We start from the raw sequence: 17,046 nt of genomic DNA, 5'->3' as shown, positions 1-17,046 counted from the left end.
GATGGCTGAGCTTTCCTCGCTCGCAGAACTGGGCGCCGCCACCGGCAACACCAACACCCAGGCCGCAGCCCCCGTCCACGTCCAGAAGCTCGACAAGTCGGGCCGCGCCTATGCCACCGGCAAGCGCAAGAACGCCATCGCACGCGTCTGGGTGAAGCCGGGTTCCGGCAAGATCGTCGTCAACGACAAGGAATTCGCGACCTATTTCGCGCGTCCGGTCCTGCAGATGATCCTCAACCAGCCGATCATCGCCTCCAACCGTGCCGGCCAGTACGATATCGTCGCCACGGTCGTCGGCGGCGGCCTCTCCGGCCAGGCGGGTGCCGTTCGTCACGGCATCTCCAAGGCGCTGACCTACTACGAGCCGGCGCTGCGCGCCGTACTCAAGAAGGGCGGCTTCCTGACCCGCGACAGCCGCGTCGTCGAGCGCAAGAAATACGGCAAGGCGAAGGCCCGCCGCAGCTTCCAGTTCTCGAAGCGCTAAGCGCTCCGCAGTTTTTGGACAATCGAAAGGGCCGCCTCCGGGCGGCCTTTTTGCATTGCGCATCCTTAAAGCGCGTCGCATCGGAAAATGGCTCCGCAAATTTGCTTCGGCCCGTCGCGCGCTGCGCGGCACCATGCTACGAAACAGGGATCTGCCTTGTCGGTCCAAAGGATATTTGGATAGGTGATTCTTAGGTGAGATCTCAGATGTCGTCACCCGAACCGATCAAATTCACCGACGGCGCGGCTTACGAGCGCTTCATGGCTCCCTGGAGCCGATCCGCCGGAGCTTTGTTCCTCGACTGGCTGGCGCCGGACTCCGGACGGGCCTGGGTTGATGTCGGTGCCGGCAACGGCGCCTTCACTGAGCTCATTCTAGCGAAGGCCGCCCCTTCGTCCGTTTGCGCGATCGATCCCTCCGATGCGCAGATTGCGACTGCTCGGCAAAAAATCTCGGCAAAGCAGGTCGAGCTGTCGATTGGCGATGCGATGGCCCTTCCCTACGACGCCAACCGCTTCGACGTCGCGGTGATGGCGCTGGTGCTGTTCTTCGTCCCCGACCCGCGCAAGGGCGCCTCGGAAATGCTCCGCGTCACCAAGCCCGGCGGCATTGTCGCGTCCTACACTTGGGACGTCATGCGCGGCGGCACCCCTACACAGCATCTGTGGGAGGAGATGGACGCGATGGGCAAACCGGCCGCACGTCCGCCGAGCGCGGAAGTCTCGCGTTTCGCGGCGCTGAAGGCGCTTTGGGCGGAGCTCGGCATCCGCGATATCGAGACGCGCGAGCTTGTCGTCGAACGCACCTTCGCTGACTTCGACGACTATTGGCTATCCATGGTCGTGAGCAGCCCGAGCGGAATCGTGGCGAAGCTGTCGGATGCGGAGAACGCGGAGCTGAAACGCCGACTAAAGGACAGACTGCCGGCAAGCGCCACGGGAGCGATCACGGTTCACGCCTGGTCGACGGCGATCAAGGGGCGAAAGGCCGCTTAATGCGTGCGGCGCCTTACGTCGCTGATTACGGCAAGGCGAAAGCCCGCCGTTCCTTCCAGTTTTCCAAGCGCTAAACGCTTCGCAGTTTCGAACAATCGAAAAGGCCGCCTCCGGGCAGCCTTTTTGCATGGCGAATTCCTATGCGGCGGAATGATCGGCGTCGCGGATGAACAGGAATGCGCAGAGGGCCGCGCCAGCCACGGCGAAAGCCGAGGCAAGGAAGGCAAGCTGCATGCCCTGGATGGTGCCCAGCGCCAAAGCCGAGCCGAAAAGCGCGACGCCAATTGCTCCGCCCGACTGGCGCACAGTGTTGAGCACGCCGGAGGCCGTTCCCGACATCCCCGTCGGCACCGACGACAACAGCGCCGTGGTCATGGCGGGTACGGCAAGGCCAATGCCGACCGGCAGGAACAGCAGCCGCCACAGCAACGACAGGTAGGACGTATCGGTCTGGATCAGCGCCATCAGGCCGAAACCAGCCGCACCGAGAAGCAGGCCGATCGCCATCGGCAAGCGCGGGCCATGGGTCGCGGCGATGCGCCCGGCGGCAACGTTCGACACGGTGACCGCCGCCATGAACGGCAGGAAGGCAAGCCCGGTTATTTCAGGCGTGAAATGCCTTTCCTGCTGGAAATACAGGCTGAGCATGAAGATCGTGCCATAAAGCGTCAAATTGACCGCCAGCCCGACGAGGCTCGTCACCGCCGGCACACGGGTGGCAAACAGTTTCAGTGGAAACATGGGCGCCTTGGTCCGGCTCTCGACCAGCAGGAACAGGCTTCCGGCGACCACCGCCAATAGCAGCCCGCCGATGACCGGCATCGAGATCCAGCCCGACGAGCCGGTTTCGATGAAGGCGCCGGTCAGCGAAAACAGCGTCAGCACGACAAGCCCCTGCCCGGCCCAGTCGACCGGCGGCCGCTCGGCCTTGAGCGGTGTCTCCTGAAGAAACCGGTAGGCCATCCAGATGGCGAGAACGCCGATCGGCAAATTGACCAGGAAGATGCTGGCCCAGCCCAGCGACGCAATCATGAAGCCGCCAAGGACAGGCCCGGCCGACAGCGCGATGCCGCCCGCCGCCGTCCACAGACCGACGGCGCGGGCGCGGCGCGGTCTGTCGGAAGCATAAGCGCTATTGAGCAGCGCCAGCGAACACGGCATCAGCAAGGCGGCGCCCGCACCCTGCACGGCGCGCGCCGCGATCAGCACCCAGGGGCTCTGAGCCAGCCCGCAGGCCAGGGAAGCCAAGCTGAACAGCGCCATGCCGCCGACGAACACGCGGCGAGCGCCGATCCTGTCGCCGAGCGCGCCGCCGGCTAGCAGCAGCGAGGCGAAGGCAAGCGTATAGGCGTCGACGACCCATTGCAGGCCGCCTATGCCCATCGACAGCGCCGCGCCGATCCTGTTGAGAGCAACGTTGACGATGGAGACATCGAGTTGCACCACAACAAAGCCGAGACTGGTCGCGGCGATGGTGGCGGCATAGGCTGCGGGGCGGCTGGAAACCATGGTGTCGGGCATGCCCATGGATAACGGTTTTACCCTGACACCGTTGCGTCAGGAGACGACGGCCCGCGACAACTAGGCCGGGACGACAAATCAATTGATGCTGGCGGTCGCGGCGGGCTCGATGCGGTCGCTGGTCCCGGCATAGGGCACGCGGTAGCCGTTCGCGGCCAGCCAGTTGATGGCCGCCTTCGGTTCGTCGGTCTGGATGATGGTGGCGCCGCGATCGGCCCAAAAACCCCAGGCTTCGCGCGGCAGGCTGGCCTGGACCGCCAGCTCGTCGCCGCGGCCGCCGGCCAGGAAGCCGCCCGGCTTGTTGACGATCGCGTAGGTGTCGGCCCAGATGTGCCAGTTGCCCCGCACGGCGGCGGCGCGCATGCGCGTGCTGAACAGCGGTCCGCCGGTCTCGGTCAGCGTTGCGGCGCCCGCCCGCCAGTTGATCAGTTCGATCGCGCGCGGCGCAAAAGCGTGGTCGACGGTCTCCGCGAAACCGGCATCATGTACCGCGTCATCGGCAATGATCGGCATGAACTGGAAGCCACCGGGCATCGCCGCCATGGCTGATTTGACCGCAGCAATCCTGGTCTGGTTCCAGAGGTTCTCCTTGACGATGACCTGATCGGCCATGCCGAGATCAAGCGCCACCGCGATCATGCCTGCGAGGTCTTCGACTTCGAGCTTGTTGTCGAGGTTGATGAGGATCCTGCCCCTGGTCGCCAGCAGCATCTCGCGCAGCGTCGAGACCCTCTCGTCGGTAACGGCGCGAGTGCCCTCGATCACCAGCCGGCAGGCCTTGAGTTCGGTCAGCGTGTACTTGACCACTTCGCCCTTGCAGGTCGTGGTGCGATCGAGCCAGCTATCGTGCATGACGACGAACTCGCCGTCCTTCGAGCGCCTGATGTCGACCTCGACGATCTCGGCGCCGATGGCGATCGAGCCTTCGGCGGCCGCGAGCGAGTTTTCCGCATAAAGCGTCTTACCGGCCTGCATGCTGCCGGCCCGGTGCGCGGCCACCATGACGTGGTCGCGCCACTGGTTGGCATGTTCGAAGCGGTCGAGGATCTGCCTGGCGCGGGTTTCGCCAGCCAATGCCTGGCCGGAGACGGCCGCAAGGGCCGTGGAAAGCAAAAGGCTCAGCCAGATTGTCCGCATCGAGAATCGCTCCTTGCCGGATCGCGACCGGGATAGGCGATATCAGTGACAGGGAGGTGAACGAAGCCGGCTAGCGGCTTTCGCAAAAAGCCCGCGTCAGATGCGTTTCGACAGCCGGCGGAACCAGGCCATGGCCGGCATCTCGACCAGGCGCCAGGTGATCCACGACAGGGCGATGGTGGCGACGATCATGACGACGATAGCCACGGTTCCGGGCCAGCCGGCGCCGAAGCCGGTGGCCGGCGAGCCGCGCAGCACGATGTCGCCGACAAGGCCAAGGCCGAGCTTGCGCTCGACGAGCCCGGCTATGTTGATCAGCCGCGCCTGGACGAAGATGTGGACCATGTAGATCGAGTAGGACAGCGCGCCCAGCGTCAGCATGAACGGCGTTCGCAGCACGGCGGAAATCCAGCCGCCTTCGTGAGCGAACAGAAACAGGGCCAGCGCAAACACCAGCGGAGCGGCGATGCCGAAATCGTTGCCGCCCGCCAGCGAGACGAAAGCGACGATGACGGCCACCATGACGATTTCGGCAACGGTCCAGTTGAGCCGCGGGCCGCCCCTGGCGAGAACCTGTCGTGCTTCTGCAATGGAACCATGCTGAAACCAGGCAAGCAAGGCGCCGAGCGAGAAGCCGTAGAGGCAGCGGATGAAGCCGAAATCGTAGGACACGTCCATATGATGCGTGGAGAAGCCGAGCAGGAACAGCGGCGCGGTAACGGCGGCTGCGACGAACCATATCCAGGCACGCGCGCCGGCGACGAAGACAACGCCGGCGAACAACAGATAGGCGAAGAACTCCGCCGAAATGCTCCAGCTCGGCGCGTTCCAAGTCAATTGATCCTCGAAGCCCATCCCTTGCAGCAGCAGCAGATTGGCCGGCAGGCTCTTCAAATCGAACCCGCCGGTGAAGGGAGCAGCACCTGCGCCATGCGGTTGCGGCAGCATCAGCCGCAGCACTTCGAAGCCCGCGAAGGCGGCAAGCATGACGAGATGCAGCGGGTAGATGCGGCCGAAGCGCACCAGGGCAAATCGAGCGACCTGGTCAGGCTGGCTCAACCGGTTGGCATAGCTGCTGGCGATAACAAAACCGGACAGGACGAAGAAGAAGTCGACGAAAAGATAGGAAGAACCGATGAATCTGCTCTGCGAGATCACCGAAGCGGTGGGGAAATGAAACAGCGCCACAAGAAGCGCGCAGATGCCGCGCCACGAATCGAGAACCTGGAAGCGCTCGCCTGCTATCGTACCGGCATGGGTCGACACCATGGCACGGGACGGATTAAGAAACGCGGCCTGCGTCATGATGATACAAATCCTGTCTTGCCGTGGCACCCGGGCGGCGCCGTTTCGTCTCCCCAAGCTGTGACTGGCATCTTCCATGCCGGTTCTGTAGTTGTTGCACCCCGATGAAAACGAGGACCAGTAATGGCGACCAAGAACATCGACCATGCCTTCACCGCCCGCGCCAAAACCGGCGCCGCCCTTGAGCCGACCTATTCCGGCGCGCTGTCGTTCATGCGGCGCAAATACACCAAGGACGTGAAGGGCGCGGACGCTGTGGTGTGGGGCATTCCCTTCGACGCCGCTGTCACTAACCGGCCCGGCGCCCGTTTCGGGCCGCAGGCTATACGCCGCGCCTCGGCGATCCTCGACAACGATCCGCAATACCCGTTCTCGCGCGATCTGTTCGAGCACCTCGCCGTCGTCGACTATGGCGACTGCCTGCTCGATTCGGGCAACCACCAGAAGACGCCCGGCACGATCGAGCGCGAAGCGACCAAGATCCTGAAGTCGGGCGCTTTCCTTTTGACGCTGGGCGGCGACCATTTCGTCACCTGGCCGCTGCTCAAGGCGCATGCCGCGATCCACGGACCACTCGCTCTGGTCCAGTTCGACGCGCACCAGGACACCTGGCCTGATGACGGCAAGCGCATCGACCACGGATCCTTCGTCGGCCGTGCCGTCAACGAGGGCATCATCGATCCGGATCGGTCGATCCAGATCGGTATCCGGACGCACGCGCCGGACACGTTCGGCATCAAGATTCTTTACGGCCACGAAATCGAGGAGATGCGTGCGTCCGACATCGCCTACGCCATCGTCGACCGCACCGGCGGCAAGAAGACGTATCTGACCTTCGATATCGACTGCCTCGACCCGGCCTATGCACCGGGAACCGGCACGCCTGTAGCCGGCGGCCCGTCGTCGGCGAAGATCCTGTCGACGCTGCGCCAGCTCAACCAGGTCGATATTGTCGGCGCCGACGTCGTGGAGGTTGCGCCGGCCTACGATCACGCCGATATAACGGCGATCGCCGGATCGATGGTCGCCATGCAGTATCTCGGCCTGCTGGCGGAGCGGAAGGCACGGCAGGACGAGATGAACAACGGCAACCACAACGGCGCCGCGGTGAATCATGGTAACGGCATATAATCTCGGACTATCAGGGAATTCGATAAGGCAATGAAACCGAAAATCTTCATCGACGGCGAGCACGGCACCACCGGCCTGCAGATCCGGGCGCTGCTTGCCGAGCGTGGCGACCTGGACATCATTTCGATTCCCACCGAGCGCCGCAAGGAAACGGCGGCGCGCGCCGAGTTCCTCAATGCGGCCGATATCGCGATCCTGTGCCTGCCGGACGATGCGGCGAAGGAGAGCGTCTCGCTGATCGCCAACGACACAACCAAGGTCATCGATGCGTCGACGGCGCATCGCGTCGCCGAAGGCTGGGCCTATGGCTTCGCCGAGATGGACAAGGATCAGGCCAAGACCATTGCCACGGCCAAGCGTATCGCCAATCCCGGCTGCTGGCCGCAGGGACCGATCGCGACGCTGAGGCCCCTGGTCACCGCTGGACTGCTGCCGGCCGACTTTCCGATCGCCGTCAACGGCATTACGGGCTATTCGGGCGGCGGCCGGCCGATGATCGAGGATTATGTCGCCAAGGGCGAGGACGCCTCGGAGTTCCTGCCCTATGGCCTGACCCTGCAGCACAAGCACGTGCCGGAACTGCGGGCCTATGCCAAGCTGTCGCATGATCCGATCATGCAGCCGGCGGTCGGCAATTTCGCGCAAGGCATGATCACCGTGGTGCCGCTGCAGCTTGGCGGCCTCGACCATGTGCCGACAGGCGCGGAGCTTCATGCGGCAATCGCCGATCATTTCGCCGCGATCAAGGGCGGCGTGGTCGAGGTGGCGCCCTATGCCCATCTGGAGCGCATGCCTGAGATCGATCCCGAGATCTACAACGGCACCAACCGCATGAAGGTCTATGTCTTTGCCAACGACAAGCGCGCGCAGGCGCTGCTGCTCGCGGTCTACGACAATCTCGGCAAGGGTGCCTCGGGCGCAGCGGTCCAGAACATGGACCTCATGCTCGGGCTTTGACGGACGCACCAGCCTTCCCGGCGCGCTGGAAGGTCAGCGCGCCCGAACTCATTGCCGAAACCTTTTCGAGCCGCATCTGGAAAGTGCGCCGCGAAGACGGCTCGCCGGCCGTCGTCAAGGCGCTCAAGCCGTTCGACGATGTCGCCGACGAGTTGCGTGGCGAGCATTTCCTTGCCTGGCGGCGCGGCGAAGGCGCGGTGCGCCTGCTTGGCCGCGATGGCCACTCAATGCTGCTCGAATATGCCGGCGACACCTTGCTCTCGGACGTTCTCGACCGGCAGGGCGACAACGCCGCAACCGCGATCGCGGCTGAGGTGATGGAGAAACTGTTTTCGCCTGGGAAAGACCCCTTCCCGCCCGAACTTCAGCCGCTCAGGGAGCGGTTCGCCAGCCTGTTCAGGAAAGCCGCGACCGATCGCGCCACCGGCCATGACAGTCTCTATGTCGAGGCCGCGGCGATCGCCGAACGGCTGCTGTCCAACCCGCATGACATCAGGCCGCTGCATGGCGATCTCCACCACGAAAACATCCTGCACGGGCCGCGCGGTTGGCTGGTGATCGACCCGAAGGGCGTGCTCGGCGATCCCGGCTTCGATGCCGCCAACATGTTCTACAATCCGCTCGAGCGCGACGATCTCTGCCTCGATCCGCGACGCATCGCGCAGATGGCCGAAGTCTTTGCCAACACATTGGGGCAATCGCCTGTGGCGATACTGGACCATGCCATCGCCTATGGCTGCCTGTCGGCGGCCTGGCACCGCGAGGACGACAACGCGGTCGAGGAGAACCGCGAATTGTCGATCGCCGAGGCGATCCGGGCAGTGCGGGCGAACAACTGATCAAGCGAGGGTATTGGTAAACATTTATTAACCATGTTTGGACTACTGAGAAGTCCTGGCTCCACCCAAGGATTTGTCATGGTCAGCGCGATCTCGGGTTCGTCCTCCGCAATCCAGTATTCGTCGTCCAGTTCCTCGAGCTATGCAGCCCAGGAGGCCGCGCTCGAAAAGCAGATCCAGGACCTGGAAGACCAGGCCAAGGCGATCAAGGATCAGGTTCAGGCTGCCCAGGTGCGGCAAGATATAGCTGCGGCCCGGGCCAAGCTCGATGCGCTGAGAGCCGCGGACGCCGACAAGGCTGCCAAGGCCGTTCAGAGCCAGCCGACGCCATCCGCGGCCGCCGTGCGCCAGGCGGAATTCGACGGCGAGAAAACCACGCATGCCAACGAATTCTGGATGTGACCGGCCAGCAGGCCCAGGATCAGCTCCTGAGCGCGATCTGGTTCGGCAAGGGATAAGCCCCTTTGGTGCCGCGCCAATGAGCGGCGGCAAAACCCAGCACGATCAGCGCAAAACCCTGATGCGTCAGCGCCATGTGCAGCGGCACATGCATGAGCAGCGTGCCGATGCCGATCGAGGCCTGGACCAGGACCAGCGCAAACAGCAGCGTCGCGCGGCGGGCATGGGTTGAGCCGGGCAGCCGCCGATGCGTGGCGATCATATGCCAGAGCGCGACCGCGAAGACCGTATAGGCGCCGAGCCGATGAACGAACTGCACGGTCTTCGGACTTTCGAAGAAGTTACGCCATGCCGGCTCGAGGATCAGCAGATCACCGGGGATGATCTTGCCGTCCATCAGCGGCCAGGTGTTGTAGCTCAAGCCGGCATCGAGCCCGGCGACCAGGCCGCCGAGATAGATCTGGATCAGCGCCAGAAGCACGACGAAGCCGGCCAGGCGCTGCGTCGAACGATCGGCCGCGGGCTCGGAATGTGGCGCCAGTCCACGCGCGACCACCATGGTGGCGGTGAAGATCAGCGCCGCGAGCGTCAGGTGCGTCGCCAGCCGGTACTGGCTCACCGATACACGGTCGACAAGGCCGGAGGCCACCATCCACCAGCCGATGGCGCCCTGCAGGCCACCGAGAAGCAGAATGCCGACCAGCTTCGGCCCAAGGCCGCGCTCGATGCGGCGTGTCACCCAGAAGAAAAGCAGGGGCAAGGCAAAGACCAGGCCGACGCTGCGCGCCAGCAGACGGTGCGCCCACTCCCACCAGAAGATCGACTTGAACGCCTCGACACTCATGCCCTTGTTGAGCTCGCTGTATTGCGGAATCTGCTGGTAGCGCTGGAACTCCTCCTGCCACTCGGCATCGTTGAGCGGCGGGATGACGCCATGGATCGGCTGCCATTCGGTGATCGACAGGCCCGACTCCGTAAGCCGCGTGGCGCCGCCGACCAGCACCAGCGCGAACAACACCAGGAGCACGACGTAAAGCCAGCCGCGCACCACTGCGCGGTTGTTCAGGTCGCGGTCGCGCGCCTGGTGGGGCGCAGCAGCGGATATGGCGGCCATGGATCTATCCCGGCAGATTGAATTTCGCGGATTGGTGGACCATCGCATCCGTGCTGGCAAGGCCGCCCGACGCGGCACGCCGTCGCGCCTGATGTCGCGGGTTGCGCCACTCTTGCGTTCGGCCTAAGCGATAGCGATCAACGAGGCCAAGCCATGCCCATTCGCCTGAAGAAGCTGATCGGAATGTTCCTGCTGGTGGCACTGGTCATCATCTATGCGCTGATCGCATCGATCTTCGCCGTCGCCCGGCTGTCGGAATCGGGTGCGCTGGTGCAATTCCTGTTCTTCCTGTTCAGCGGTCTGCTCTGGGTGCTGCCAGCGATGGGGATCATCAAATGGCTGATGCTGGAGCCGCGGGCGAAGCGCTGAGCCCTGCCAATAGTTTGTCAGACGGTGACGACCATCTTGCCGGCATTGGCGAGCGGCGTCGTCACGCCCGACAGCATGGTGCGGATGTGGGCGAGGTTCTGGTAGCGGCCATTGACTGAAATGCGCGGCAAGGCGTGCAGGAAGCCGGCATGTTCGGCGCGCAGCACACCGTGGCGCGTGGTCACGGCGGAGACATAGCCGGCGTCACGGGCAAAGCCGACCTCGCGGCAGCCGACGGCGCTCGCATAGCCATAGGGGTAGGCGAAATGGCGCGGCTCCAGGCCAAGCTCGGCCCGCAACTTATCCTTTACGGCGCCAATCTCGTGCCGCGCATCGTCTTCGGAGAGCCGCTTCAGATTGCTGTGGTTGATCGTATGGGCGCCGATCGTCACCAGCGGATGCGCCGCGACGGTGCGGATCTCATCCCAGTTCATCAGGGCCCGTAAACGCGATGCATCCGCGTCGACGCCATTTGCACTGGCCAGATCGCGCAGCACGGTCCGCAAATCCTCCTCGCGGACCTCGGTGGCGAGGTAGGCATGCAGCCTGGCTATGGCTTGTTGTTTCCTGGCGGGGGTGGAGCAATCGATCACCGCCGGACCGTTCGAAGTCGCCAGGGTCAGGCGATTGGAGGCATTGACGATGTCCTCGGCCACATCCCACCACAGATCGGCGGTGCCGTCGATCAGCCCCGGCGCGACATAGATGGTGATCGGCGCGCCGTGCTTTTCCAGCACCGGCAAGGCCTCGGTCATGTTGTCGCGATAGGCATCATCGGCGGTGATGGTGGCGAACCGGCCGCCCTTGCCGCCTGCCTTGATGCGCTCCACTGCCTCGTCCATCGAGACGAAGGCATAGCCGTCCACCTTCATGCCGGCGATCACGGCGTCGAGGAAACTGGGCGCGATGTTGAGGTGACGGTTGACGCTGTCGGGCTTTTCCGGTGTCGCCGTCACCCGGTGCAGCATCAGGATGGCGCCGATGCCGCCGACAAACGGCCTGGCGAGCGGTGCGAGGCCGGTATAGCGGGCGACGTTGAGCGCCAGTTTCCGGATTGCCTCCCCACCGTCGATCATTCATTCACCTTTTGCGCCTAGGCTGATCCAAGCACGGAATACGCCTGAGCGCCCCCCAAATCGGGATCAATACGCCCCAAGGATTGAGGTATGGTTGACGCAATGGCGTCATTTGACGGCAATCGGCTGACGGCGACCGAGGCTTCGCCGCGCGCGCTGCCGAAGGACGCCGCGGGGCCGTCGATTTCCGTTACCGCCGCGGAGGGTCTCGCGGCCTATGCAAGGTTCTGCGGCTCGGCGCTTAGCGCGCCGGCGCAGGGCGCGACATGGATCCTGAACTGGGCTGCCGAGGTCAAGCCCGATCTCCTCGTGGCGACGCTGGCACTCGAAGGCAAACCGGTCTTCGCCCTGGCGCTGGAGGTTGTCAGCCGCGGTCCGTTCCGGGTCGCCCGCTTCATCGGCGGCCGCCACGCCAATGGCAATTTCGCCGCGGCCAATCCGCAATGGCTGGCCAAGGCCGACATCACGGCCATCCGCTCGATGCTTGCGGCGATCGCCAAGGCCCGCCCCGACGTCGATCTCATCGCGCTGGAACGGTTGCTGCCCGATCTCGACGGCATCGCCAATCCTCTCGCATCGATCGATCATTTCGCCAGCCCCAATCTTTCGCTGGCCGTCGACCTTGCGGGTGGCTTCGATGCATTGCTGCTGCGCGCCAGCGGCAAACGCAAACGCAAGAAACATCGTTCGCAGATGCGCAAGTTCGAGGCCGTCGGCAGCCACCGGCGCATCGAGGCGCGTAGCGCGGACGAGGTGGACAGATTGCTCGACGCGTTCTTCGAGATGAAGGAACAGCGCTTCCGCAAGATGGGCATTGCCAACGTCTTCGGCGACGACCAGACACGCGCCTTCTTCCGGGGACTGTTCACGCAAGCCCTGGCCGAGGACAAACCTTCTTTCGTGCTGCATGGACTGGAGGTTGCCGGCAAGCTGCGCGCCATCACCGGGTCGAGCCGTTCCGGCAAACGCCTGATCTGCGAGTTCGGAGCAATCGCCGAGGACGATCTCGCGCACAGCAGTCCCGGCGATTTCCTGTTCTTTGACAACATCCAGGAAGCCTGCGAGACGGGTTTCGCGGTCTATGATTTCTCTGTCGGTGACGAGCCCTACAAGCGGCAGTGGTGCGATATCGAAACCCGGCAGTTCGAGGTGCTGGTCCCGTTGACTCTGAAGGGCCGCGCGCTGGCGCAAACGCTTCGCCAGGGTGCGCGGCTTAAGGCCTTCGTCAAGAACAGCCCGACAATCTGGAAGCTGACCAAGATGCTGCGCCGCAAGGCAGCCGGACGGGCCGCGCCTGGTCCCACGGACGACGAAAACTAATTTAGCCTTCAGAAATTGAGAGCTTCCTTGAGCGCCGGGCCGGCCCTCACGCGCAGATCGAGATCGGCCTCGATATGGTCGATGTGGTGCAGCATCAAGCGGCTCGCCCGCTCGCAATCGCTGCCCTCCAGCGCGCCGACGATTTCCGTGTGCTCGCTGTGTCCGCAGGCCGACACGCCGGACCGCCCATAGAGCGCGATGACCAGCGACGAACGTGCCACCAGTTCTTCCATGAAGCGCAGCAGGATGGCGTTGCCGGCGACGGCGGCGAGCAGCAGATGGAAATCGCCTGATGCCTTGATCTCGGAACGCCGCGCGGTCGGACCGCGCTCGGCGATGAAGCGGCCCTCCTCGTCGAGTTGGGCCTTGAAAGCGACGATGTCGGCGGCGGTGACGCGCCCACAGGCGGCGATGGCGATGCCAGGCTCGATCAGCCGGCGCGAGGCAAAGACCTGGCGGGCTTCCTCGGGCGACGGGTTGGCTACGAACGCGCCACGGTTGCGCTCGGTGCGCACGAGGCCTTCGAAGGACAGCATCTGCAGAGCCGCGCGCGCCACGGTGCGCGATACGTCGAACAGCGTGCCCACCTCGCCTTCTGACAGCTTGGTGCCCGGCGCCAGCCGGCGGTCGACAATGGCGTCACGCAGATTGTCGCGGATCGCTTGAGCACGATCCTGATTGACGCTGTCGGCAGGGGAATAGATCTGGTCGGCAATGTTCATGGCATTGGTATCCTGTCCCCTTCTAGCGCGACTCGTCCTCCCCGCACGAGAGGCAAAGTGGACACGAAGTCAAAAAAGATTGCATACGATTCGAGTGCAGATCGGGCACAATCGCCCATAATTTGTGCAATGCACAAGACGGCCCTCCAGACAGGCAACGGCCGGAAACCTGATTCTCAAGACAATTCAGTAACTTGGCTAATCACCCCGATATTGGCACGCATGATGCATTGGTTAATGCGACCAAACGGGGAAGCCTGAATGTCCAAAGCCGCCGAGATCGACATCGTGTCCGTTTCGAAAGTCTATGGAACGACGACAGCCGTCGAGGACATCAGCCTGAAGATACCGGCGGGGACTTATTGCTGCCTGCTCGGCCCTTCCGGCTGCGGCAAGACTTCGACGCTGCGCATGATCGCCGGCCACGAAAGCATCTCGTCCGGCGATGTCCGGCTCGGCAACACCGTCGTCACCGACCTGCCGCCGGCCAAGCGCGGCACGGCGATGATGTTCCAGTCCTACGCGCTGTTTCCGCATCTCGACCTCATCGACAATGTCGCCTTCAGCCTGAAGATGAAGGGCGTCGACAAGGAGCAACGCCGCGCCAAGGCGCTCGACATGCTCAAGCTGATGCAGATGGAAGCCTATGCGACGCGCCGCCCGGCACAGCTTTCTGGCGGCCAGCAGCAGCGCGTCGCGCTCGCTCGCGCGCTGATAACCGATCCCGAGGCGCTGCTGCTCGACGAGCCGCTTTCGGCGCTCGACCCGTTCCTGAAGATCCGCATGCGGGCCGAGTTGAAGAAGCTGCAGACCTCGCTCGGCATCACCTTCGTCCATGTCACGCACAGCCAGGAGGAGGCCATGGCGCTCGCCGACCTGATCGTGGTGATGAATGATGGCCGCATCGAACAGGCGGCACCACCGCGCGACGTGTTCGAGCGGCCGGCCACGGCCTTTGTCGCGCGCTTCATGGGCGACCACAATGTCATCTCCGGCCGGGTCACCGGCAGCCAGGACGGCATGGTCGTCTTCGGCGTCAACGGTGGCGGCTCGCTCGCCGCCAGCGGTGCGGCGCAGGACGTGGGAGCACCGATCGATATCGCCATACGCACCGACCATGTGCGCATCGGCGACGCGCCCTCGCCCGGCCTCGGCTTCACCGGCATCGTCGCCAACATCGAGTATCGCGGCGCCACCGTGAAGCTTTCCGTCACCGGCGCCGGCATCGACGATTTCACCGTCATCGTCGACGATTCAGACTTCTTCGCCAGACCCGTCGCCATAGGCGACGCCGTACCGCTCGCCTGGGATTCCGAGGATGCCATCGTCCTCGGCCGCCTTCATTCATGAATTCAACCAAGCAAAACAAGACAGGGGAATAGACATGACAGACACCATAAAAACCCAGACTGGCATTTCGCGCCGCTCGCTGCTGAAGACGGGTGCCGCCGCCGTCGGCCTCGCCGCCGGCTCGGGCGTCATCACGGGCTTCCCGACCATCTGGGCACAGTCCAACATCACGCTGCGCCAATTCGGCACCGGCGTGTCGAACCTCAACGCCATCGCCGACAAGTGCAAGGCCGACCTCGGCATCACGCTGGAGATGACGGCGACCGATTCCGACGCGGCGGCCCAGCGGGCCGTGACCCAGCCCGACAGTTACGATATCGCCGATATCGAATACTGGATCTGCAAGAAGGTGTTCCCGACCGGCGTGCTGCAGCCGATGGATGTCAGCAAGCTGAAATATTACGACGAGCTGGTGCCGCTGTTCAAAACCGGCAAGCTCACCCCCGACAGCGTCATTGCCCAGGGAACCGCGCCGCATACTGTCGGCTTCGTCGCGGCGCAGGACTCCAAGACCTTCGCCAAGGCGCCGACCAACTGGTTCACCATGGTGCCGACCATCTACAATGCCGATACGCTGGGCATCCGCCCCGACCTCGTCGGACGCGACATCACCAGCTGGGCCGACATCATGGACCCGGCCTTCAAGGGCAAGACTGCCATCCTCAACATCCCATCCATCGGCATCATGGATGCCGCCATGATCATGGAAGCCAGCGGCAACATCAAATATGCCGACAAGGGCAACATGACCAAGGACGAGATCGACAAGACGATCGACTTTTTGATCAAGGCCAAGCAGGGCGGCCAGTTCCGCGCCTTCTGGAAATCGTTCGACGAGAGCGTCAATTTGATGGCGTCGGGCGAAGTTGTCATCCAGTCCATGTGGTCGCCGGCCGTCGCCGCCGTGCGCTCCAAGGGTATTCCCTGCCGCTTCCAGCCGCTCAAGGAAGGTTATCGCTCATGGGGCGGCGGCCTTGGCCTCGCCGCCCATCTCAAGGGCGCCGAACTCGACGCCGCCTACGAATACATCAACTGGTACACGTCGGGCTGGGTTGGCGGCTACCTCAACCGCCAGGGGTACTACTCGGCCAACATGGTCTCGGCCAAGAAGTTCATGACCGAGGACGAGTGGGGCTACTGGATCGAGGGCAAGCCGGCCAAGGGCGAGATCAAGGCGCCGGACGGCACCGTCATGGAAAAAGCCGGCGCCGTGCGCGATGGCGGCTCCTTCGAGGAGCGCATGGGCAAGGTCGCCTGCTGGAACTCGGTCATGGACGAGGACCGCTACATGGTGAAGCGCTGGAACGAGTTCATCGCGGCGTAAGGGAACAAGCGCTTCTCCTTCACCCCTTCTCTCGTTGCCGGGAGAAGGGGTAACGCGGCTGAGGCCGCATCGCCAAAACCGAGAGCTTTGATGACAGTCGCGCTCGAACGCCCCGCAATCGTCGCCACCAAGCCCGTCAGGCGCCGCCGCTTCTCGATCGGCGCCGTCACGCCCTATCTGCAGTCGGCTCCACTGGCGCTGATCCTCGGCGCGTTCCTGCTTTTGCCCATCATCATGATCGTCGTCGTCTCCTTCTGGGATTACGACTTCGCCGCCATGTATCCGGATTTCCTGACCACCAATTATTCCGATGTGCTGGGGTCGTGGGTCACCTGGAAGACCTATCTCAACACCATGAAGTTCGCCGCCATCGTCTGGGCGCTGACCTTGTTCATCGGCTTCTGGGTCGCCTATTTCCTCGCCTTCCACATCCGCACCACTGCCATGCAGATGGTGCTGTTCCTGGTCTGTACCGTGCCGTTCCTGACCTCCAACATCATCCGCATGATCTCGTGGATCCCGGTGCTCGGTCGCAACGGGCTGATCAATTCGACGCTGGTGCACCTGGGGCTGGTGCCAAAACCCATTGAATGGCTGCTCTATTCGGAATTCGCCGTCGTGCTGGCCATGGTGCACCTCTACACGCTGTTCATGGTGACGCCGATCTTCAACACGCTGATGCGCATCGACCGCTCGCTGGTCGAGGCGGCGCGCGATGCCGGCGCCTCCGGCTGGCAGGTGCTGTGGAACGTCATCATCCCGCTGGCCAAGCCCGGGATGGCGATCGGCACCATCTTCGTCGTCACGCTGGTGATGGCCGACTTCTCCACCGTGCAGGTGATGTCGGGCGGCCAGAGCGCATCCGTGGCGTTGATGATGAAGAACCAGATGTCGCTGCTGCAGTATCCGGCCGCCGCCGCCAATGCGGTGGTGCTGCTGGTGCTGGTGCTGCTGATAGTCGCCGGCATCCTGCGCATCGTCGATATCCGCCGGGAGCTCTGAC

17 protein-coding genes are annotated in these 17,046 nt (G+C 63.8%); 11 read left to right on the top strand and 6 right to left on the bottom strand.

The features are described 5' to 3' along the window. Nucleotide 1: 1 nt before the first annotated feature. Both rpsI and A3AU_RS0103480 read left to right on the top strand, forming a co-directional pair. Entirely contained in the window at nucleotides 2-484 is a 483-nt protein-coding gene (rpsI, locus tag A3AU_RS0103485) for a 30S ribosomal protein S9 (protein ID WP_013895952.1), read from the top strand. A 206-nt stretch (nucleotides 485-690) separates the two neighbouring features. Next, on the top strand, nucleotides 691-1,479 hold the full coding sequence (locus A3AU_RS0103480) for a class I SAM-dependent methyltransferase (protein WP_027051562.1): 789 nt from the start codon (nucleotides 691-693) through the stop codon (nucleotides 1,477-1,479). A 138-nt stretch (nucleotides 1,480-1,617) separates the two neighbouring features. Here A3AU_RS0103480 and A3AU_RS01000000134875 read toward each other — a convergent pair whose 3' ends face one another. The 3 genes from A3AU_RS01000000134875 to A3AU_RS0103465 form a co-directional block, all read right to left on the bottom strand. Next, nucleotides 1,618-3,006, bottom strand: a complete 1,389-nt coding sequence (locus A3AU_RS01000000134875; protein WP_245235406.1) for an MFS transporter — start codon at nucleotides 3,004-3,006, stop codon at nucleotides 1,618-1,620. A 72-nt stretch (nucleotides 3,007-3,078) separates the two neighbouring features. After that, complete coding sequence (locus A3AU_RS0103470) at nucleotides 3,079-4,137, bottom strand: glycerophosphodiester phosphodiesterase family protein (RefSeq protein ID WP_027051561.1); 1,059 nt, start codon at nucleotides 4,135-4,137, stop codon at nucleotides 3,079-3,081. A 96-nt stretch (nucleotides 4,138-4,233) separates the two neighbouring features. Then, the gene (locus tag A3AU_RS0103465; RefSeq protein ID WP_027051560.1) at nucleotides 4,234-5,442 is read right to left on the bottom strand and encodes an acyltransferase family protein; all 1,209 of its coding nucleotides are present in this window, start codon (nucleotides 5,440-5,442) and stop codon (nucleotides 4,234-4,236) included. A 123-nt stretch (nucleotides 5,443-5,565) separates the two neighbouring features. Here A3AU_RS0103465 and speB point away from each other — a divergent pair, with 123 nt between their 5' ends. The 4 genes from speB to A3AU_RS0103445 all read left to right on the top strand — a co-directional run bounded on the left by speB (nucleotide 5,566) and on the right by A3AU_RS0103445 (nucleotide 8,771). Further along, complete coding sequence (speB, locus tag A3AU_RS0103460) at nucleotides 5,566-6,573, top strand: agmatinase (RefSeq protein WP_027051559.1); 1,008 nt, start codon at nucleotides 5,566-5,568, stop codon at nucleotides 6,571-6,573. 30 nt (nucleotides 6,574-6,603) lie between these two features. Next, entirely contained in the window at nucleotides 6,604-7,530 is a 927-nt protein-coding gene (gene argC, locus A3AU_RS0103455) for an N-acetyl-gamma-glutamyl-phosphate reductase (RefSeq protein WP_027051558.1), read from the top strand. Then, entirely contained in the window at nucleotides 7,527-8,369 is an 843-nt protein-coding gene (locus A3AU_RS0103450) for an aminoglycoside phosphotransferase family protein (protein ID WP_027051557.1), read from the top strand. Before argC ends, A3AU_RS0103450 begins: the two co-directional genes overlap by 4 nt. 78 nt (nucleotides 8,370-8,447) lie before the next feature. Beyond that, the gene (locus tag A3AU_RS0103445; RefSeq protein ID WP_027051556.1) at nucleotides 8,448-8,771 is read left to right on the top strand and encodes a hypothetical protein; all 324 of its coding nucleotides are present in this window, start codon (nucleotides 8,448-8,450) and stop codon (nucleotides 8,769-8,771) included. Nucleotides 8,772-8,790: 19 nt separating this feature from the next. Here A3AU_RS0103445 and A3AU_RS0103440 read toward each other — a convergent pair whose 3' ends face one another. Then, the gene (locus A3AU_RS0103440; protein WP_027051555.1) at nucleotides 8,791-9,882 is read right to left on the bottom strand and encodes a COX15/CtaA family protein; all 1,092 of its coding nucleotides are present in this window, start codon (nucleotides 9,880-9,882) and stop codon (nucleotides 8,791-8,793) included. 153 nt (nucleotides 9,883-10,035) lie between these two features. Here A3AU_RS0103440 and A3AU_RS0103430 point away from each other — a divergent pair, with 153 nt between their 5' ends. Beyond that, the gene (locus tag A3AU_RS0103430) at nucleotides 10,036-10,251 is read left to right on the top strand and encodes a DUF2842 domain-containing protein (RefSeq protein ID WP_027051554.1); all 216 of its coding nucleotides are present in this window, start codon (nucleotides 10,036-10,038) and stop codon (nucleotides 10,249-10,251) included. A 17-nt stretch (nucleotides 10,252-10,268) separates the two neighbouring features. Here A3AU_RS0103430 and A3AU_RS0103425 read toward each other — a convergent pair whose 3' ends face one another. Continuing rightward, nucleotides 10,269-11,327 carry a polysaccharide deacetylase family protein gene (locus tag A3AU_RS0103425; RefSeq protein WP_027051553.1) on the bottom strand — a complete coding sequence of 353 codons (1,059 nt, stop codon included), beginning with the start codon at nucleotides 11,325-11,327 and terminating at the stop codon, nucleotides 10,269-10,271. A 90-nt stretch (nucleotides 11,328-11,417) separates the two neighbouring features. On the opposite strand from A3AU_RS0103425, the gene A3AU_RS0103420 reads away from it, so the two are divergent. Continuing rightward, the gene (locus A3AU_RS0103420) at nucleotides 11,418-12,647 is read left to right on the top strand and encodes a GNAT family N-acetyltransferase (RefSeq protein ID WP_027051552.1); all 1,230 of its coding nucleotides are present in this window, start codon (nucleotides 11,418-11,420) and stop codon (nucleotides 12,645-12,647) included. Between the two features lie 8 nt (nucleotides 12,648-12,655). Here A3AU_RS0103420 and A3AU_RS0103415 read toward each other — a convergent pair whose 3' ends face one another. Further along, nucleotides 12,656-13,369 (bottom strand): GntR family transcriptional regulator, encoded by a 714-nt coding sequence (locus A3AU_RS0103415; protein WP_027051551.1) that lies wholly within the window; start codon nucleotides 13,367-13,369, stop codon nucleotides 12,656-12,658. A 261-nt stretch (nucleotides 13,370-13,630) separates the two neighbouring features. Between A3AU_RS0103415 and A3AU_RS0103410 the strand changes: the two genes are divergently transcribed. The 3 genes from A3AU_RS0103410 to A3AU_RS0103400 all read left to right on the top strand — a co-directional run bounded on the left by A3AU_RS0103410 (nucleotide 13,631) and on the right by A3AU_RS0103400 (nucleotide 17,045). Further along, nucleotides 13,631-14,719: an ABC transporter ATP-binding protein gene (locus A3AU_RS0103410; RefSeq protein ID WP_027051550.1), complete on the top strand. Its 1,089-nt coding sequence runs from the start codon at nucleotides 13,631-13,633 to the stop codon at nucleotides 14,717-14,719. A gap of 34 nt (nucleotides 14,720-14,753) precedes the next feature. Beyond that, nucleotides 14,754-16,043 carry an ABC transporter substrate-binding protein gene (locus A3AU_RS0103405; RefSeq protein ID WP_027051549.1) on the top strand — a complete coding sequence of 430 codons (1,290 nt, stop codon included), beginning with the start codon at nucleotides 14,754-14,756 and terminating at the stop codon, nucleotides 16,041-16,043. A gap of 90 nt (nucleotides 16,044-16,133) precedes the next feature. Continuing rightward, entirely contained in the window at nucleotides 16,134-17,045 is a 912-nt protein-coding gene (locus A3AU_RS0103400) for an ABC transporter permease (protein WP_027051548.1), read from the top strand. Nucleotide 17,046: the final 1 nt, after the last annotated feature.

The organism is Mesorhizobium erdmanii USDA 3471 (assembly GCF_000472705.1).
Taxonomy (GTDB): Bacteria; Pseudomonadota; Alphaproteobacteria; order Rhizobiales; family Rhizobiaceae; genus Mesorhizobium; species Mesorhizobium erdmanii.
Note: the sequence above shows the minus strand (reverse complement) of the source record. Positions and strands in the feature narration are given on the sequence as shown.